Origin of the sequence: Marinobacter sp., assembly GCF_046484525.1 — a bacterium.
Taxonomy (GTDB): domain Bacteria; phylum Pseudomonadota; class Gammaproteobacteria; order Pseudomonadales; family Oleiphilaceae; genus Marinobacter.
Window position 1 is genome coordinate 50,554 of the sequence record NZ_JAWOIS010000062.1, and the last position, 17,123, is coordinate 67,676.

At 60.4% G+C, this 17,123-nt stretch carries 16 protein-coding genes; 9 read left to right on the forward strand and 7 right to left on the reverse strand.

The genetic code is table 11. The features are described 5' to 3' along the window. Positions 1-65: 65 nt before the first annotated feature. Complete coding sequence (locus R6W86_RS13440; RefSeq protein WP_410329874.1) at positions 66-1,343, forward strand: valine--pyruvate transaminase; 1,278 nt, start codon at positions 66-68, stop codon at positions 1,341-1,343. Here the strand turns inward: R6W86_RS13440 and R6W86_RS13445 are convergent. The 3 genes from R6W86_RS13445 to purM all read right to left on the reverse strand — a co-directional run bounded on the left by R6W86_RS13445 (position 1,340) and on the right by purM (position 3,889). Further along, positions 1,340-2,032 carry a DUF3108 domain-containing protein gene (locus tag R6W86_RS13445; protein ID WP_410329875.1) on the reverse strand — a complete coding sequence of 231 codons (693 nt, stop codon included), beginning with the start codon at positions 2,030-2,032 and terminating at the stop codon, positions 1,340-1,342. The two genes, R6W86_RS13440 and R6W86_RS13445, sit on opposite strands and share 4 nt — an antisense overlap. Positions 2,033-2,165: 133 nt before the next feature. Beyond that, on the reverse strand, positions 2,166-2,828 hold the full coding sequence (gene purN / locus R6W86_RS13450) for a phosphoribosylglycinamide formyltransferase (protein ID WP_410329876.1): 663 nt from the start codon (positions 2,826-2,828) through the stop codon (positions 2,166-2,168). Then, complete coding sequence (gene purM, locus R6W86_RS13455; protein ID WP_410329877.1) at positions 2,825-3,889, reverse strand: phosphoribosylformylglycinamidine cyclo-ligase; 1,065 nt, start codon at positions 3,887-3,889, stop codon at positions 2,825-2,827. The genes purN and purM overlap by 4 nt, the downstream gene beginning before the upstream one ends. Before the next feature lie 113 nt (positions 3,890-4,002). Between purM and R6W86_RS13460 the strand changes: the two genes are divergently transcribed. Genes R6W86_RS13460 through R6W86_RS13480 form a run of 5 tightly spaced genes read left to right on the forward strand, consistent with a single transcriptional unit; the run spans position 4,003 to position 7,791 of the window. Further along, complete coding sequence (locus R6W86_RS13460; RefSeq protein WP_410329878.1) at positions 4,003-5,316, forward strand: DUF2066 domain-containing protein; 1,314 nt, start codon at positions 4,003-4,005, stop codon at positions 5,314-5,316. A 21-nt stretch (positions 5,317-5,337) separates the two neighbouring features. Beyond that, positions 5,338-5,898, forward strand: a complete 561-nt coding sequence (locus R6W86_RS13465) for a CDP-alcohol phosphatidyltransferase family protein (RefSeq protein WP_410329879.1) — start codon at positions 5,338-5,340, stop codon at positions 5,896-5,898. After that, complete coding sequence (gene hda, locus R6W86_RS13470; RefSeq protein WP_410329880.1) at positions 5,895-6,593, forward strand: DnaA regulatory inactivator Hda; 699 nt, start codon at positions 5,895-5,897, stop codon at positions 6,591-6,593. The genes R6W86_RS13465 and hda overlap by 4 nt, the downstream gene beginning before the upstream one ends. 56 nt (positions 6,594-6,649) lie before the next feature. Continuing rightward, positions 6,650-7,447 carry a ParA family protein gene (locus tag R6W86_RS13475; RefSeq protein ID WP_410329881.1) on the forward strand — a complete coding sequence of 266 codons (798 nt, stop codon included), beginning with the start codon at positions 6,650-6,652 and terminating at the stop codon, positions 7,445-7,447. An 8-nt stretch (positions 7,448-7,455) separates the two neighbouring features. Continuing rightward, on the forward strand, positions 7,456-7,791 hold the full coding sequence (locus R6W86_RS13480; protein WP_410329882.1) for a YqcC family protein: 336 nt from the start codon (positions 7,456-7,458) through the stop codon (positions 7,789-7,791). Positions 7,792-7,797: 6 nt separating this feature from the next. On the opposite strand, the gene nadC is transcribed toward R6W86_RS13480, so the two are convergent. Then, on the reverse strand, positions 7,798-8,637 hold the full coding sequence (gene nadC / locus R6W86_RS13485; RefSeq protein WP_410329883.1) for a carboxylating nicotinate-nucleotide diphosphorylase: 840 nt from the start codon (positions 8,635-8,637) through the stop codon (positions 7,798-7,800). Between the two features lie 227 nt (positions 8,638-8,864). Here nadC and R6W86_RS13490 point away from each other — a divergent pair, with 227 nt between their 5' ends. The 3 genes from R6W86_RS13490 to ampE are packed head-to-tail and all read left to right on the forward strand — an operon-like array spanning position 8,865 to position 12,540. Further along, entirely contained in the window at positions 8,865-11,060 is a 2,196-nt protein-coding gene (locus R6W86_RS13490; protein WP_410329884.1) for a DUF1631 domain-containing protein, read from the forward strand. Then, positions 11,060-11,653, forward strand: a complete 594-nt coding sequence (gene ampD / locus R6W86_RS13495; RefSeq protein WP_410329885.1) for a 1,6-anhydro-N-acetylmuramyl-L-alanine amidase AmpD — start codon at positions 11,060-11,062, stop codon at positions 11,651-11,653. Before R6W86_RS13490 ends, ampD begins: the two co-directional genes overlap by 1 nt. Further along, positions 11,653-12,540 carry a regulatory signaling modulator protein AmpE gene (ampE, locus tag R6W86_RS13500; protein ID WP_410329886.1) on the forward strand — a complete coding sequence of 296 codons (888 nt, stop codon included), beginning with the start codon at positions 11,653-11,655 and terminating at the stop codon, positions 12,538-12,540. The genes ampD and ampE overlap by 1 nt, the downstream gene beginning before the upstream one ends. A 27-nt stretch (positions 12,541-12,567) precedes the next feature. Here ampE and R6W86_RS13505 read toward each other — a convergent pair whose 3' ends face one another. Genes R6W86_RS13505 through R6W86_RS13515 form a run of 3 tightly spaced genes read right to left on the reverse strand, consistent with a single transcriptional unit; the run spans position 12,568 to position 16,898 of the window. Next, on the reverse strand, positions 12,568-13,125 hold the full coding sequence (locus R6W86_RS13505) for a cob(I)yrinic acid a,c-diamide adenosyltransferase (protein WP_410329887.1): 558 nt from the start codon (positions 13,123-13,125) through the stop codon (positions 12,568-12,570). Between the two features lie 19 nt (positions 13,126-13,144). After that, positions 13,145-14,041, reverse strand: coding sequence for a ketopantoate reductase family protein (locus tag R6W86_RS13510; protein ID WP_410329888.1), 897 nt, complete (start codon positions 14,039-14,041; stop codon positions 13,145-13,147). Positions 14,042-14,045: 4 nt separating this feature from the next. Next, a complete protein-coding gene (locus R6W86_RS13515) occupies positions 14,046-16,898 on the reverse strand; it encodes a valine--tRNA ligase (protein WP_410329889.1) in 2,853 nt (950 codons plus the stop codon). Positions 16,899-17,123 lie beyond the last annotated feature (225 nt).

The window sequence follows — 17,123 nt, forward strand, 5'->3', positions numbered from 1 at the left end:
ATAAACCGGCTGTCCGCGCTACACTTGATGTTAAACCTGTTTGTCAGCCCTGATTGGATAGCGCCATGAAACTCTCTGCTTTTGGTCGCAAATTCACCGCCGATGCCGGCATCACTTCCCTGATGGATGATCTGGGAAATGCCATGGCGTCAGGGGATGACATGATCATGATGGGCGGAGGGAATCCCGGGCATATTCCCGAAATCCAGCAACGGGTGCAGGAAATTCTCGGGGATATGAGCCGGAATGAGGACGACGTCCGCCGCTTGGTGGGTGTCTACGATCCGCCCCAGGGCGAGAAGCAATTTATCGCCTCGCTGGCGGACCTGCTGAACCGGGAGTATGGCTGGGGCCTCAAACCCGAAAACATTGCCCTGACCAACGGCAGCCAGGCCGCCTTCTTCATGTTGTTCAACATGTTTGGCGGCGATTACGGTGACGGCCACCGCAAACACATACTGCTGCCCCTGGCGCCGGAGTATATCGGTTACGCCGACGCAGGCATCGAGCCGGAACTATTCCGGGCCGTGCAGCCGGATATCTCTTTCACCGATGCCCATGAATTCAAATACCATGTGGACTTTGATGCGGTGGAGGTCACCGGCGAGACCGGGGCAATTTGCGTCTCCCGTCCGACCAACCCCACCGGCAACGTCATCACCGACGGGGAGCTGGCCCGGTTGGAAGTGATGGCCAGGCAGCACGACATTCCCCTGATTGTCGACGGCGCCTACGGCACACCGTTCCCGAGTTTGCTCTTCGTGGATGCGCATCCCACCTGGAACGAGCAGATGATACTCTGCCTGAGTCTCTCCAAGCTGGGCCTGCCGGCCGCACGTACCGGTATCGTCATCGCCGCCGAGCCGATCATCAAGGCATTGTCCGGGATCAATGCGATCCTGAACCTGGCCACCGGGAGTTTCGGTGCCATGCTGGCAGAGCCGCTGGTGCGATCCGGGGAGATTCTGTCCCTGAGCCGGGATGTGGTCTGCCCCTTCTACAAGGCCAAGATGGAAAAGGCGGTGGCCGTCTTCCGGGACGCCATGGGCGAGGACAGCTGCCGCTGGTACATCCACAAACCCGAAGGCGCCATGTTCTTGTGGTTTTGGTTCCCGGACCTGCCCATCTCCAGTCTGGAGCTATACCAGCGACTGAAGGGCAGGGGAGTGTTGGTGGTATCCGGGCACTACTTCTTCCCGGGATTGCCGGAGGATGGCTGGCGCCACCGCCACGAGTGCCTGCGGGTGACCTATTCCCAGGACGATGAGCGTGTGGCTGAAGGCCTCCGAATCATCGCGGACGAAGTGAAAGCCGTGTGGGCAGAGGTCGAAAAGAAAGCTTAATTACCCAATTCTGCATCCTTCAGGCGCAATTCATAACGGCTGCCGTCGGGTTCAATCTGCAGCAGGCGTGACAGCAGAAAATCCTGTTGTGGATCGAACCACATCAGAGTCTGGCGGCGGGCATTCTCACCTCGAACCTTTTCTGCTTTCAGAAGGGTGATGGTGTCGCCGTTGGTCGAGACCTGCTCTTCGTCGATGACGGCAAACTTCTCCTCGTCATAGTTGTTGCCGTCGATGACCTGGTAGCTCATTTCCCGCTCGCCCGCCTTGATGTCCTGGCGAAGCTGAAGCTGGTAGCCGAGCGGGTCCAGTGCACCTTCCTTCAATGGCAGTTGAAAACCCCTATCCCGGTAGCTGCCGGTTGCGATTCCCTGGGTCCAGTCAAAGTCGATGGACTGTTCCCGGTCCCTGATAAAAACGCCGGAGAGGCGGTAGCGGTAACGCAGGGGGATCACCCGGCCGTTTTCCCATTTCAGGATCAGTGATTCGTCGATGTCCCCGATGAACGAGTCGACATCCGTGCGGTACAGCCAGATTCCATTGCCTTGGGAGGTTAGGCTACGTATAGCGGTGCCGTTGATCTCTAGGCCCTTGTCCATCGTGGCGGTGTAGCTTACCCGGGAGGGGATCAGCTCGGGCGCCGGTTCCCGTGCCGCAGCGGTAATGGGCAATAACAGGAACGCCAGCATGGCCAGCCGCCGGAATGCAGGGGATCTGCCGTGTCTTCTGAATAATCCTGACATGCGCATGAGCCAAGCCTTCAAACTGTCAAAGTCAGCGACAGTGTAGCTGCTCCCGGACGGCGTGAGGATGACAATCTGTTCAGTTGTCGGGCAGCCGCATCGGGGCTTTCAGGATTTCGCCGTCGAACAGGATGTAGTCGCTGCCCAGTTGGATGCGACCCTCGCAGAACCAGCGAACCACGATCGGATACAGTATGTGTTCCTTCTCCTGTACTTTCTCTGCCAGGGATTTCGGGGCGTCGTCCGGGGCCACCTGAACTTCCGCCTGGGCAATCACCGGGCCGCCATCCAGTTCTTCCGTCACGAAATGAATCGAAACCCCATGCAGGGTGTCGCCCGCTTCAATGGCACGCTGATGGGTGTTGAGGCCAGTGTATTTGGGCAGCAGGGATGGATGGATATTGAGCATCTTGCCCCGGAAGGCCCGCACAAAGTCCGTGGTCAGGATCCGCATGAAGCCTGCCAGGACAATGAGGTCGGGGTTGTGGCGGCGAATCTCAGCCATCAGCGCGGCATCAAACTCCTCCCGGCTTTCGAATCTCTTGTGATCGATCACAAAGGTTTCGATGTTGGCCTGGGCCGCCCGCTCCAGGGCAAAGACCCCGGGGCGGTTGGAGCCAACGGCGGTGATCTGGCCGGGAAAGTCGCGTTCCCGACTGGCATCAATCAGCGCCTGCAGGTTGGTGCCGCTGCCGGAAACAAGGACGAGGATTCTGGGCAGTGGGGCCTGTTCTGCCTTCATGCTGACAGCAGCCCCGGTGCGTAACGAACCACCGCATCGGCTTCCACATCATCGCCGCTTTCGATTACGCCGACCTGCCAGGCCTTCTCACCCATGGCATTGAGAGTATCCAGCGCCAGGTCTTTCTGGTTGGCTGGCACGCAGACAATCATGCCGATGCCACAATTGAAGGTGCGATACATTTCCTCGATCGCAACGCCGCCGGCATCTTTCAGCCACTGGAATACCGCAGGCAGTTTCCAACTCTCGGTATCAATGGCAGCGATGCTGCCGTTTGGCAGTACCCTGGGGATGTTCTCGGGCAGGCCACCCCCGGTAATGTGGGACAGGGCGCGGACATCCACTTCTCGGATCAGCTGCAGCAGGTTCTTGACGTAGATCCGCGTCGGGGCCATCAGAGCGTTGGCCAGGGTGGTGTCGCCCATGGGCTGGTCAAGATCGGCCCTGCTCACCTCCAGGATCTTGCGGATCAGGGAGTAACCGTTGGAATGGGGGCCGGAGGAGCCCAGGGCCAGCAGCACATCGCCGGCCTGCACACGGCTGCCGTCAATGATTTCGCTGCGCTCTGCCACGCCGACACAGAATCCTGCCAAATCGTAATCTTCGCCCTCGTACATGCCCGGCATCTCGGCGGTCTCGCCTCCCACCAAGGCGCAACCGGCCTGTTCGCAACCTTCGCCGATGCCGGATACCACCTGGGCGGCCACATCAACGTTCAGTTTGCCGGTGGCGAAATAATCCAGGAAAAACAGCGGCTCGGCGCCGCCGACGACCAGATCGTTGACGCACATGGCAACCAGGTCGATACCGATGGTGTCGTGCTTTTCGAGCTGCATGGCCAGGCGTAGCTTGGTGCCAACACCGTCAGTGCCGGAGACCAACACCGGTTCGTTGTAGCCAGGGGGGATGGCCACCATGGCTCCGAAGCCGCCGAGGCCGCCAAGCACTTCCGGCCGGCGGGTGCGGGCGGCGGTGTCCTTGATCCGGTTGACGAGGTCGTTGCCCGCGTCGATGTCAACGCCGGCGTCGCGGTAAGTCAGGGAGGGCTTCTGTTCGCTCATGGTGTTTATAGGGCCGTTGGCAAAAGTGGGACAGGCCGCGGATTTTAACAGCTACTCACTGTATAGGCCATGGTGTATCCTATGCGCCATCCATGCGAACACCAGGGTGATTCATGTCAGTAAAAGGACAATACTTGGCGCGGGTATCCAGGGCTGCCGTGCGGGCGGCCGTTTTGTTATTGGGCTTTGCCTTTCTGGGTGCGCCGGCTCAGGCCGTAACAGTCTCCGGGCTCTATTCCGTCGAGGTGCCGGTGGACGACTCCTCCGCTGCGCAGCTGCAGCAGGGTTATGCAGAGGGATTGCGCCGGGTGCTGGTGCGTGTCTCCGGAAGCCGGGACGTGCTGGCCCGGGATGGCGTTCAGTCAGTACTTGCCGAAGCAGAATCCCTGCTGCTTTCTTACCAGTTCCTCCGGGGAGAGGATGGTGGTAACCGGTTGCAGATGTCGTTCGGGGCGGTTGGTGTCAACCTGGCCCTGGCTTCCATCGATGCCCCGGTCTGGGGCGCTAACCGGCCCCTGACCCTGGCCTGGATCGCGGTCGAGGAAAGGGGCTCCCGTCGCCTGATCACAGAAGGTGCCGAGGCGGACCAATGGCAGTCGGCTTTTGCGCAGGCGGCCAGCGAGCGGGGGCTTCCGCTGACACTTCCCCCCGAGACCTTCCGGGGAGACCGGGAGTTGTTGTCCGAGATCTGGGGCCAGTTTGTCGGCCGCGTTCGCTCCTCCGCGCCGGACACCAGTCATGATGTGATGGCGTTGGTCCGGGTCAGTCAGAGTGGCGGCCAGTGGCGTGCCGGTTGGGTCTTTGACGGCATGTCCATGGACGGTGGCGAGGAAGTGGTCACCGAGGCAAATCCCCAGGCCCTTGCCCGGGCGGTGATTGACCGCTGGGCAGACCGGTATGCCGGTCGTTATGCGGTAGCCGCCGGCGAAGTAGGCGATCTTCCCCAGGTTGATATCGTGGTACAGGGTATCCAGTCGGTGGAGGATTACGGCAAGGCAACCCGGATTATTGAGGGGTTCACGCCGGTTCAGGCAGTGGGCGCCTCGCGGGTCAAAGGTGATCAGCTGACCCTGCGAGTCACCTTCAACGGCGAACTGGACCAGCTCAAGGAGTATGTTGCACTGGACCCCCGCTTTATCCCCCTGGACGCTGGTTCCTATGTGCCCGATCCGGAACCGGAGAGCCCGGAACCAGAGCCGGAGACGAATCCCGCTTCAGAAGCTGAAGCCATGCCGGAAGTCGGGGTTGAGAGTGGTGCCGGGGCCCTGGACAATGCAGCCAGCGAAACGGCGGCAAAAGCCGAGCCTCAGTCCGGAGAGCTGCCACTGGATTCCGAGGGTACGGAACAGGCCTTCGAGTCGCTTTACCAGTTGCTGTACTACCGCTGGCAACCAGCACCAGCCATTGGAAATGCCGGAGAAGAGTAAGGCATTACCGGAGGGAGCCTTGTGAATTCGCAACGCTGGCGATGGATACCCAATGCGCTGACGTTCCTGCGCATTGTGCTGATAGCTCCCTTTGCCGGCGCCCTCTGGATGGAAAACTATCGGCTTGCCCTGCTGATCTTTTTCGTGGCGGCGGTTTCTGATGGTTTTGACGGCTTCCTGGCACGGCATTACAACTGGCGTTCCCGGGTTGGCGCAATCGCGGATCCGCTGGCAGACAAGGCGCTGCTGATCGCGGCGTATCTGATGCTGACGCTGACTTCGGTGTTGCCGGTCTGGCTGTTTCTGGTTGTGCTGGGGCGTGATCTTCTGATTGTCATCGGGGCGCTAGCCTATCATTACAGCATCGGGCAGTATGAAATGGAGCCGAGCGTGCTCGGTAAGATCAATACGCTGATCCAGATCCTGGTAGTGCTGGCCATCATCATCCTGCTTGCAGATTTGCCCATGCAGCCATGGGTCCTGGATGCGGGTATCCCGCTGGTGGCGGTTTCGGCCGTGATCAGCGGGGGGCATTACATGCTGGTCTGGGGTGTACGGGCCTGGAGGGCCAAGCAGTCATGAGCGCTTCCCAGCTGGTTCTCGGGGTCAAGTTACGGGACGACGCCCGGTTCGATAATTTCCATGGTGATCGCAACATTGAAGCCGCGCGGCGCCTGAAAGCAATCTGCGATCAGCCCGCCGGGGTGCCTGTGGTGGTCATTTGTGGCGATTCCGACACCGGAAGAAGCCACTTGCTCCAGGCCGCCTGTCACCATGCCGAGGCCCGCGGCTGGTCAGCCGTCTGTGTCAGTATCGCAGAGCTTGAGGCGTTCGGCCCCGAGGCGCTGGCCGGTCTTGATACGCAGGATCTTGTCAGCCTCGATGACCTGGACCGGATCGCCGGTGATGCCGCCTGGGAAGAAGCTGTTTTCCACCTTTACAACCGTATCCACGATCGCGGTGGCCTGTTGATGGTCAGCATCTCTGAAGTGCCGACTTCCCTGGGCTTCCAACTGCCGGACCTGGTTTCACGACTCACTCACGGACTGACCCTGCAGCTCGGTATCTACCGGGACGAAGATCGTCAGACCATTCTTCAGGCCAGGGCCGAGCAGCGTGGCCTGGTCATGAGCGACGATGTCGCCAGCTTCATCATGCGTCGGGCGCCACGTCGCCTGGGCGACCTGCTCGCCATGCTTGATGTCCTGGACGAGAATTCATTACAGGCCCAGAGGCGGCTGACCATTCCTTTCGTCAAAACGGTCATGGGATGGTGAAGGTGGCAGTGGTAAAAAAGGATGGCAAATCGATCACGGGTTAACGGAGGGACGACATGAGACGGGTTATATTCAATCAGAAGGGCGGAGTGGGCAAGTCCAGCATCACCTGCAATCTGGCGGCTATCAGCGCTGCCCGGGGCAAGCGCACCCTGGTGGTCGATCTGGATCCCCAGGGCAATTCGACCCACTACCTGTTGGGCAAGCCGGCCGCGGAGCTTCGTGACACGGTGGCAGACCTGCTGGAGCAAACGGTTGCCTTTACCGTGTTCAACCGTCGCCCGGACGAGTTCGTACACGCGACGCCGTTCGACAACCTGTTTGTGATGCCGTCGAGTCCCGAACTGGACTTCCTGGAGCGCAAACTCGAAGCCAAGCACAAAATCTACAAGCTCCGGGAAGCCCTGAAGAAACTGGGGGAGAGTTTCGATGCGATTTACGTCGATACGGCTCCGGCGCTGAATTTCTATACCCGCTCCGCGCTGATTGCAGCCCAGCGTTGCCTGATTCCGTTCGATTGCGACGACTTCTCCCGCCAGGCGCTTTACAACATCCTCAATGAAATCAGGGAGTTGCAGGAAGATCATAATCAGGAGCTGGTGGTGGAAGGCATCATTGCCAACCAGTTCCAGCCCCGGGCCAGCCTGCCGCGGAAGCTGGTACTGGAGCTCATCGAGGAAGGCCTGCCGGTATTGCCGGTCCGGCTGTCCAGCTCGGTCAAGATGAAGGAATCCCATCAGAGCCGGCAGCCACTCATTCACATGGCTCCGAAGCATCCGCTGACTCGCCAGTATGAAGACTTGTTCCGCGTCCTGCATGGTGAGGCAGTGGAGTTGGAGCCGCTGACCGACTAGGTATTTGCATGACGGACGAACAGAAAAAAGTTGCCCGGGTAGCGGACAGCCTGCTGCAGATCGAGATCGAACTTCGGCAGCTGGAGGTCTGGGAGAGCGAGTCGCCGCCCGAGGAAGCGTTCCAGAGCGAGAAGCCTTTTTGCCTGGATACCATGGAATTCACCCAGTGGCTCCAGTTTGTGTTCGTGGAACGGATGAAAATGCTGATCGAGAACGATCACCCTCTGCCAGCGGTGTCAGGTATTGCGCCCATGGCAGAAGAACACTTCCGTGGCCGGCCGGAATCCGGCCATGGGCTGGTCAGGGAACTGGAGAAAATGGACAAGCTGTTGTCCGGTAAGTGAGTCGGGTCAGTCCAGTCGCATGGACAGATCCACGGCCTTCAGATCCTTCGTCAGCGCACCGATGGAAATATAATCCACGCCGGTCTCTGCAATGGGCACGAGGGTCCGGTCATTGATGCCTCCGGAGGCCTCGAGCCTGGCCCGGCCGGCAGCGACCTTCACGGCGGTGCGCATGTCGTCCAGCGAGAACTCATCGAGCATGATGATGTCAGCACCCGCCGCCAGTGCCTGATCGAGTTCGTCCAGGCTCTCTGTTTCAATCTCGACCGGGCGGCCCGGGGCAATGCGGCGAGCCTCCTCGATGGTTTTGGCAATCGAGCCGCAGGCGGCAATGTGGTTTTCCTTGATCAGGAACGCATCCCACAGCCCGATGCGGTGGTTGTGGCAGCCGCCACAGGTGACCGCGTATTTCTCCGCAAGCCGGAGGCCCGGCAGGGTTTTGCGGGTATCCAGGAGTTTCACCCCGGTATGGGCGACTTTTTCCGCATAGGCCGCACAGGTGGTCGCGACCCCGGACAGGGTCTGAAGCCAGTTCAGGGCCGTGCGCTCTGCGGTGAGCAGGCTGCGGGCGGTGCCTTCCATGGTGAACAGGACCTGGTCCGGGCTGACCCGGTCACTGTCATTGGCCTGCCACAACAGTGTCACCTGAGGATCCACCTGGCGGAAGACCTCGTCGACCCATTCCCGGCCGGCCAGGGTAGCAGCTTGCCGGGTGATCACCCGGCCGGTAGCCAGTTTGTCGGCCGGAATCAGCCTGGCGGTGATGTCACCATCACCGATGTCCTCCCGCAGGCTTTGGGCAACGGATTCGATTCTGGACTGGCGCAGGAGTTCGGCAGGGAGCATGGTGTCGGGTCCGGTCTGGTCATGTGGCATGGGAAAAGAAAGCTGGTGCACGATTCTAATGCCATGCCCGGCAATCACCAAATGTGAGCAGAGTCACGTTTGATCCGCCGATTGCTCATCTGTGACACAAATGGTGACAAAATCTGACAGAACCTGACGCTAAGAGCTTCTATTATAGTAACTTATACACACGGACACTCGACAATTCATGACCCCGGAGTTAGGCAATGGCGCAGGATAACAAGGTAGTCAGCTTTCAGGACAGGAAGCAGGCGGGCCAGTTCTCGTTACCACCTGCGCTGATCCGTTTGCGCGATGCGTCGGGACGGGAACTGAAATCCGTCCTCAACGAATTCTTTGACCGCTCTGACGATACCCTGTTCGAGCTGGCCGACCGGGCCAGTAACGAACACGGCCAGCTTGCCTATTTTGACGCCATGCGGGAGCTCCGTCTGCGTCGCAAGTCCATCTCCGTCTCTATCCTGCAGTATGTCTCCCGGGCCTTTAACGAGATCGGTAGGTTCCGCCCCCACGTTGCCCGGAGGGACCTGGAGGAAATCGATCAGGACAACCTGAGCCTGATGGACCACGGTGAGCTTGAACAACAGGTTGCCATCGAGAATCTGGTCAACAAGCTGCGCAATCGTTACGCCGATGCCATCCGGCTGCTGACGGAGAGAGTCAATCACCTGGTTCCTGCAATTGAGCTCTCCGACAGTCAGATGCCCCTGAGCCCCGAAGTGATTTGTGGCGGTGTCAGCGAGGCCTGTGCCGACCTGGATATCGATATCCGGGCCAAGCTGGTGGTGTTCAAGCTTTTTGACAAGCTGCTGGCGGATATCCTTGCCAATTTCTATCAACAGGCCAACAAAACGCTGATTGACGAAGGCGTGCTTCCCGATATGAAGCGTCCCCCGGTTCCCGGGCCGAAGTCCGGCACGGCTGGCAAGTCTTCCGGTGACAAGGCTGGTCAGGAGATTCCGGCAGCTGTCGATGCGGCCACTACTGAAAACGCGGGCGGCGCGACGTTCTCGGAGTTGAGTGCATTATTGCGTCAGGGCAGTGACTCTTCCGGTGGTGGTGCGGGCCAGTCCGGGGTCGCGTTTCTGGACACCGAGGGGTTGGTGTCAAAGCTCAGCCAGGTTCAGGTCCAGGCGGTAAGCTGGGATGCGGAGCAGGTGGTGCCGCTCAGGGAGCAAATCCTGCTGGTGTTGAAGACTGATGAAGGCAAGCCGATGCAGGTCGGCCAGATGGACGACGATGTGATCAACCTCGTGTCCATGCTGTTTGATTTCATTCTCGAGGACCGTCAGCTCCATGCGGCAATGAAAGCCCTTATTTCCCGGTTGCAGATTCCCGTTCTAAAGGTCGCCCTCAGTGATCCGAATTTTTTCAATCGGGGTGGCCATCCGGTACGCAAGCTGCTTAATGACATGGCGTTATCGGCCATTGGCTGGACAGAGAAGAAACCGGGCCAGCGGGACCCCTTGAGGGAGAAGATTGAATATATCGTCGACAGGATCCTGAACGAGTTTACGACCAATGTGTCGTTGTTTGAGGAGTTGCTCCAGGACTTCAGCCATTTCATGGACCTGGATCGCCGCCGCCGGGAACTGGTGGAGCAGCGTCTAAGAGATGCTGAGGAGGGCCGGGCACGGCAGGAACGGGCCAGTGGGATGGTCGAGGCAATGGTGTCCCGGGTGACCAATAACCGGAATATCCCGGAGCCGGTGATGGCGCTGCTGGAGCAACCATGGACCCGTTATTTGCAATGGGTCTTCCTGCGCCAGGGCGAGGCCAGTGACGCATGGAAGAACGCTCGGGGGTTCACTGAGCGCCTGGCCTGGAGTGTCGATCCGAGACCGATTACAGATACAACGCGGAGCGAGCTCTTACGGGCCATTCCCACAATCGTGGATGAGTTTCGCAAGGCCATGCAGGAGATCTCGTGGGATCCATTTGCCACGGATTCCGCGATCAGGGATCTGGAGCTGGCCCATGTCGACGTTTTCCAGCATCTGGTAACCGCCGTGCCCCAGCCGGAAGCGCCGGTCGACCGCCAGGAGACTTTACCGGAGGAGACACTGCCAGACACCGGTATGCCCGGCCAGGATGATGTCTCTGTTGGCGAACCGGATGTCGAAGCAGAATGGCTTGCCCGGGCAGATAGTCTTCGGGTCGGTTCCTGGATAGAACTGATCCGCCACGACAACAGGACCCGCTGCAAGCTGGCGGCATTCATCAAGGCCACCGGCAAATACATTTTTGTAAACCGCAGTGGTGCAAAAGTGGCGGAATACCAGCGGGAAGAACTGGCCCGGGCCATGGCCGCCGGCGAGATTGGAATGCTGGATGACGGACTTATCTTTGACCGGGCGCTGGAATCCATCATCGATAACCTGCGCAGCAGCCGAAAAGACTGATGATTTCAGAACACAGGATTGCCAGTCTTAGGGAAACAGGGCGCCTGTCAGGAGTCGTCTGGTGTCCATCACCCAATTATGGGCCCAGGCCGGAAGGGGCTGATATCAGCCTGCTGGTCGTTCACAACATCAGCTTGCCGCCAGGGCAATTCGGTGGCCCGGAGATACAGGACTTCTTCTGTAACCGACTGGATCCGGCGGCGCACCCTTACTTTGAAACCATCACGGATATCCAGGTGTCCGCCCATGTGCTGATTCGCCGGGACGGCGAGGTGATCCAGTTTGTCAGTCTGCTGGACCGGGCCTGGCACGCCGGGCAATCCTGTTTTGATGGCCGCGAGGAGTGTAATGACTTTTCTATCGGTATCGAGCTTGAAGGGGCTGATGATATTCCCTACACCGAGGCCCAATACCGTGAGCTCGCGGCAATTGCCCGCCAGGTGATGGCAGCATGGCCGGAGATCGATGTCAGTCGCATCACCGGTCACAGTGATATCGCTCCCGGCCGCAAAACCGATCCCGGGCCCGCCTTTGACTGGCAGTATTTCATGGCCTGCCTGAATACCCGTTCCGGATCTGGAGAGCTCGCCTGATGGTGCTGATTGTTTTCCTGCTGGCGTACCTGGTACGCCGGAAACTGGACAGTTCGGGGCATTTCTCCGGAGATGCCCTGTGGCGGGCCTGGTTTCATCGGGGCAGTCGGGTCCATGCGGGCGCGGAAACCAGTATTGCCGGCGGATTGGCTCTGGTGCTGCTGCCAGCGCTCCTCAGTGGTTTGCTGGAATATTTGCTGACCGACTACGGGCTGCGCTGGCTGGTTTATCCGGTGGAGTTTATCGTGCTGGTTGCGATGATGGGCGCTCCCGGTTGGAAGCGGGTCCTGCGGGACTATTCCGATGCCTGGGGTCGCGATGACATGCAGGCCGCCTGGCACCATGTCCGGGACCGATTGCCTGTGGAGGATCGCCAGGAAAACAGCTCCGCTGAAACCATGCACCTGTCATTGTCCCGGGCCTTCATGGTATCGATCTTCGAACGGTATTTCCTGGTGGCGTTCTGGTTCGTGGTAGGCGGGATGCCTGCTGCTATCCTGGCCCGGGGCATGGTTGCCCTGGCGGAACAGTGGCCCCAGGCTGCGGCGCGGCCCCGGTTTGTCCGGTGGGCCGAATGGCTGGCCTGGATTCCTGCCCGTCTTGTCTCGGTAACCTTCGGGGTGGCCGGCGACCTGGCCGGCTGGCTCGGTGAGGCGAAAGGCTTGCTGTTGGCCGTCCGCAAGCCGGCTGGGGAGCTGCTGGCCGAGTCAGCGAACAGCGCATTGACCGGTTACGCGCTTGATCCGGAGCGGTTCCTGAAGGTGCATCCGGATGAGTGGTCCCGGTTCGGCTCGACCAGCGTGGCCGCGGTCCGGGACCTGCTCAACCGCACCATGCTCGCGTGGCTGTGTGGCCTGGCGTTGTTGGTAATTGCCGGTGTCGTCTGACCTGATCCGATCGAAGAAATCCGGCCCTCAGAGGCCGGATTTTTTTTGCTCCCAGAGAATCTCCTCACCGCCACCCCGGCGGGCGAGTACCCGTGCGATAACGAACAGGAGGTCCGACAGCCGGTTGAGGTAATGGCGTGATGCGGTATTGATGGAATCCTCGTGGCCGAGCGCCACAACTACCCGCTCGGTCCGGCGGCAAACGGCCCGGGCGAGATGGCACTGGGCCGCGGCAGCCGTCCCGCCGGGAAGCACGAAATTCTTGAGCGGCGGCAAATGTTCATTGTGCCGGTCCAGGGTTTCCTCGAGCCATTGGATGTGATCATCGCCGATGACCCGGCTTCCGGGAATGGCAAACTCACCGCCGAGATCGAACAGGTGGTGCTGGATGCGCCGCAGGGATTCGATCAACTCGTCGTCCTGGTCCAGGGTCTCGATCAGCAAGCCGATGTGGCAGTTGAGTTCGTCGGCCGTACCCATGGCTTCGACCCGTTGGGCGTTCTTGGCGATGCGATTGCCGTCCGCGAGGCCGGTGGAACCGTCATCTCCGGTACGGGTGTAGATCTTTGAAAGGCGGTTGCCCATCAGGAAACTCCTCTGACTCTTAATGTGGCGACAGTTGTTTTACCTTGTCCGTCAGCAATTGGTTCACTGGTGTCGGGATATCAAGGCGCCGGCCGAGCTGCACCAGGTACCCGTTGATGAAGTCGATTTCTGTTGTCCGGGCGTTCAGGATATCTCCGCGCATGGAAGAGGTGTTCCGGGCGGTGTTGCGGGCGACGGTCTCGATTCTCCGGCGCAGCTCTTCGGGAGAGGGGTTGCCGATGCCCTCGGCAGACATCAGCCCGGCTATTTCGTTGCACAGTGGGTCAATATGGCCCAGGAAAAAATCGTTGGCCAGGATGTCGCCGTTGGGGCAGGCAAGGATGGCGGTAAAGGGATTGATGCCGGCGTTGACCACCAGTTTCTGCCAGAGCCGGGGGAGAATCTGGTCTTCCGCATGTACCACCAGGCCGGTGGTCGCGAGCTGTGTGACCACGCCGGGAAGCTCCGGCCGGGCGGCGGGGGTCAGTGGGCCAATCCAGGTTTCACCGGTACCGGCATGGACTACCCGGTCCGCATCTGGGCGGTTGGCGCCTTCGGTGGTGGAGGCGGCCAGGATGGGGCGTTCGGGCCAGGCGTCCGCGACTGCCTGCTGGCTGCCGAGTCCGTTCTGGAACAGCACGATGGGGGCCGATTCCGGTATCCGGGGCAGCCAGTGTTGGAGGGCGTCGAGGGTGTCGCCGGCCTTGGTGGTGACCAGCAGCAAGCTCAGGTCATCCGGAGATTGGAGCCAGGGCAGGGCAATGGTGCGTTGGCCGCCCTGAATCGATTCGAAGGTATAGCTGAGGGTGGCCGCAGCCGGATCGGTGTCCGGTCGCGGCAGAAAGGCAACCTGGTCCTGCGGGAGCAGGGCGGCCCAGAGCCGCCCGAGTGAGCCTGCGCCCAGGATGCCGATCATGGCCTTACATGGCCTCGATGTCGGCCCGCTGGTCACTCAGCCGCTTCAGGCTGCCCTTGGCGTCCCGGAGTTTTTCCTTCTCCTTTTCCACCACGTCGGCCGGTGCCCTGGCGGTGAACTTCTCGTTGCCCAGCTTGCCTTCGAGGCGGCCGATTTCCTTCTGCAGGCGATCCAGTTCCTTGTCGAGGCGCTTGAGCTCGGCGTCCTTGTCGATCAGGCCTGCCATGGGCACCAGCACTTCCATCTCACCCACCAGCTGGGTGGCGGACATGGGGGCCTTGTCACCCTCGAACCACTCCAGCTTCTCCAGCTTGGCCAGGGAGGTCAGGAACTGGCGGTTGTCGTTCATGCGGCGCTCGTCCTCGGCGCTGCCTCCCTTGAGCAGAACTGGAACCTGCTTGCCGGGAGAGATGTTCATTTCGCCACGAATGTTCCGTACTGCCACAATCACGCCTTTGAGCCACTCGATATCAGCGGCGACGGCGGCGTCCTGCTTGCTTTCGTCGGGCTGCGGGAACGGCTGCAGCATGATGCTGTCACCTGTCTTGCCGGCCAGCGGCGCGATGCGCTGCCAGATTTCCTCGGTGATGAACGGCATCATCGGGTGGGCCAGGCGCAGGACCGCTTCCAGCACCCGCACCAGAGTGCGGCGGGTGCCGCGCTTGGCTTCGGCGCTGGCATTGTCATCGTTCAGTACCGGTTTGGACAGCTCCAGGTACCAGTCGCAGTATTCGTTCCAGATGAACTCGTACAGGGCGTAGGCGGCGAGATCAAAGCGGTACTGGTCCAGGTGCCGGATCACTTCCTGCTCGCAGTGCTGCAGTTCGCTGATGATCCAGCGGTCGGCCAGGGACAGTTGCACCGGCTCGTCGTTCACGCCGCAGTCTTCGCTCTCGGTGTTCATCAGCACGTAGCGGGCGGCGTTCCACAGCTTGTTGCAGAAGTTGCGGTAGCCTTCCAGACGCTTCATGTCCCAGTTGATGTCACGGCCGGTGGTGGCCATGGCCGCCAGGGTGAAGCGCAGCGCGTCGGTACCGTGGGCAGCGATGCCCTCCGGGAATTCCTTCGTAGTGCGCTTGCCGATCTTCTCGGCCAGCTTCGGTTGCATCAGGTTGCCGGTACGCTTTTCCAGCAGGTCGTCCAGGCTGATGCCATCGATCATGTCCAGCGGGTCGATCACGTTACCCTTGGACTTGGACATCTTGTCGCCGTGTTCGTCCCGGATCAGGCCGGTAACGTAGACGGTCTTGAACGGCACCTGCGGGGTGCCATCCTCGTTCTTCATGAAGTGCATGGTCATCATGATCATCCGGGCGACCCAGAAGAAGATGATGTCGAAACCGGTGACCAGCACGTCGGTGGGGTGGAAGGTCTTCAGGCGTTCCGTGATTTCCGGCCAGCCCAGGGTGCCGAAGGTCCACAGGGCGGAGCTGAACCAGGTGTCCAGTACGTCTTCGTCCTGTTCCAGAGCAACGTCGGTGGCCAGGTTGTGCTTCTGGCGCACTTCCTCTTCGCTGCCACCAACGTAGATGTTGCCTTCGGCGTCATACCAGGCCGGGATCCGGTGACCCCACCACAGCTGACGGGAGATACACCAGTCCTGGATGTCGCGCATCCAGGCGAAATACATGTTCTCGTACTGTTTGGGCACGAACTGGATGCGGCCGTCCTCGACCGCTTCGATGGCGGGCTTGGCCAGGGTCTTGGCGTCGGCAAACCACTGGTCGGTCAGCATCGGTTCGATAATCAGGCCGGAGCGGTCGCCGCGGGGCACGCTCAGCACGTGGTCTTCGACCCGCTCGAGCAGGCCGTTGACCTTCATGTCGGTGACCACCTGGTCCCGGGCCTTTTCCCGGGTCAGGCCGGCGTAGGCCGCCGGGATCTTGCCGTCAATCTCGGTATTCTCGGTGCCGTCGGCGTTGAATACTTCGGCCACGTCCCGGATGTTGGCGTCCTGGGTCATGACGTTGATCATGGGCAGGTTGTTGCGTTTGCCCACGGCGTAGTCGTTGAAGTCGTGGGCCGGGGTGATCTTCACGCAGCCGGAGCCTTTTTCCGGGTCGGCGTGGTGGTCGGCCACGATCGGAATGCGGCGGTTGGCCAGTGGCAGGGTCACGAATTTGCCGATCAGGTGCTGGTAGCGCTCGTCGTCCGGGTGTACGGCGACGGCGGTATCACCGAGCAGGGTTTCCGGTCGGGTAGTGGCAACCACCAGGTGGTTTTTGCCGTCCTGGGTCTGTTCGCCGTCGGCCAGCGGGTAACGCAGGTGCCAGAAGAAACCCTTTTCTTCCTTGTTCTCCACCTCGAGATCGGAGATGGCGGTGTGCAGTTTTGGATCCCAGTTCACCAGCCGTTTGCCACGGTAGACCAGGCCGTCCTCGTACAGGCGGATGAACACTTCCTGGACGGCCTTGTAGAAGCCATCATCCATGGTAAAGCGTTCGTTGCTCCAGTCCACGGAGTTGCCGAGGCGGCGCATCTGGCGAGTGATGGTGCCGCCGGAATGTTCTTTCCAGTCCCAGATGCGTTTGATGAATTCTTCCCGGCCGAGGTCATGGCGGGTTTTACCTTCTTCGGCGGTGAGTTTGCGCTCGACGACCATCTGGGTGGCGATGCCGGCGTGGTCGGTGCCGACGGTCCACAGTGCGTTACGGCCCTGCATGCGCTTGTAGCGGGTGAGGGTGTCCATAATGGTGTGCTGGAAGGCGTGGCCCATGTGGAGGCTGCCGGTCACGTTGGGGGGCGGGATGGCGATGCTGAAGGACTGGCCTTCACCGCTGGGGCGGAAGTACCCTTTGGATTCCCAGTTTTCGTACCACTGGCGCTCGATGTTTTCTGGCTGGTAGGTTTTTTCCATGGGTTTCTGCAGTGACCGTTGGTTGATTCACAAGGGAAAAATTAGACGCCCGATTATACATGGTCGGGTTGTTTGCGGCGAACCTCTCTAAATGCCAGGCATGCTGGTTTGGTGCCTTGCGCAGTTGGGGCAGGCTTTCCAAAAACCGCTACGAGCACGTCCCTGTGCGCTTCTCTCAGGCCATCCCTGGCCTTCGAGATTTTTGGAAAGCCTGCCCCAACTGCG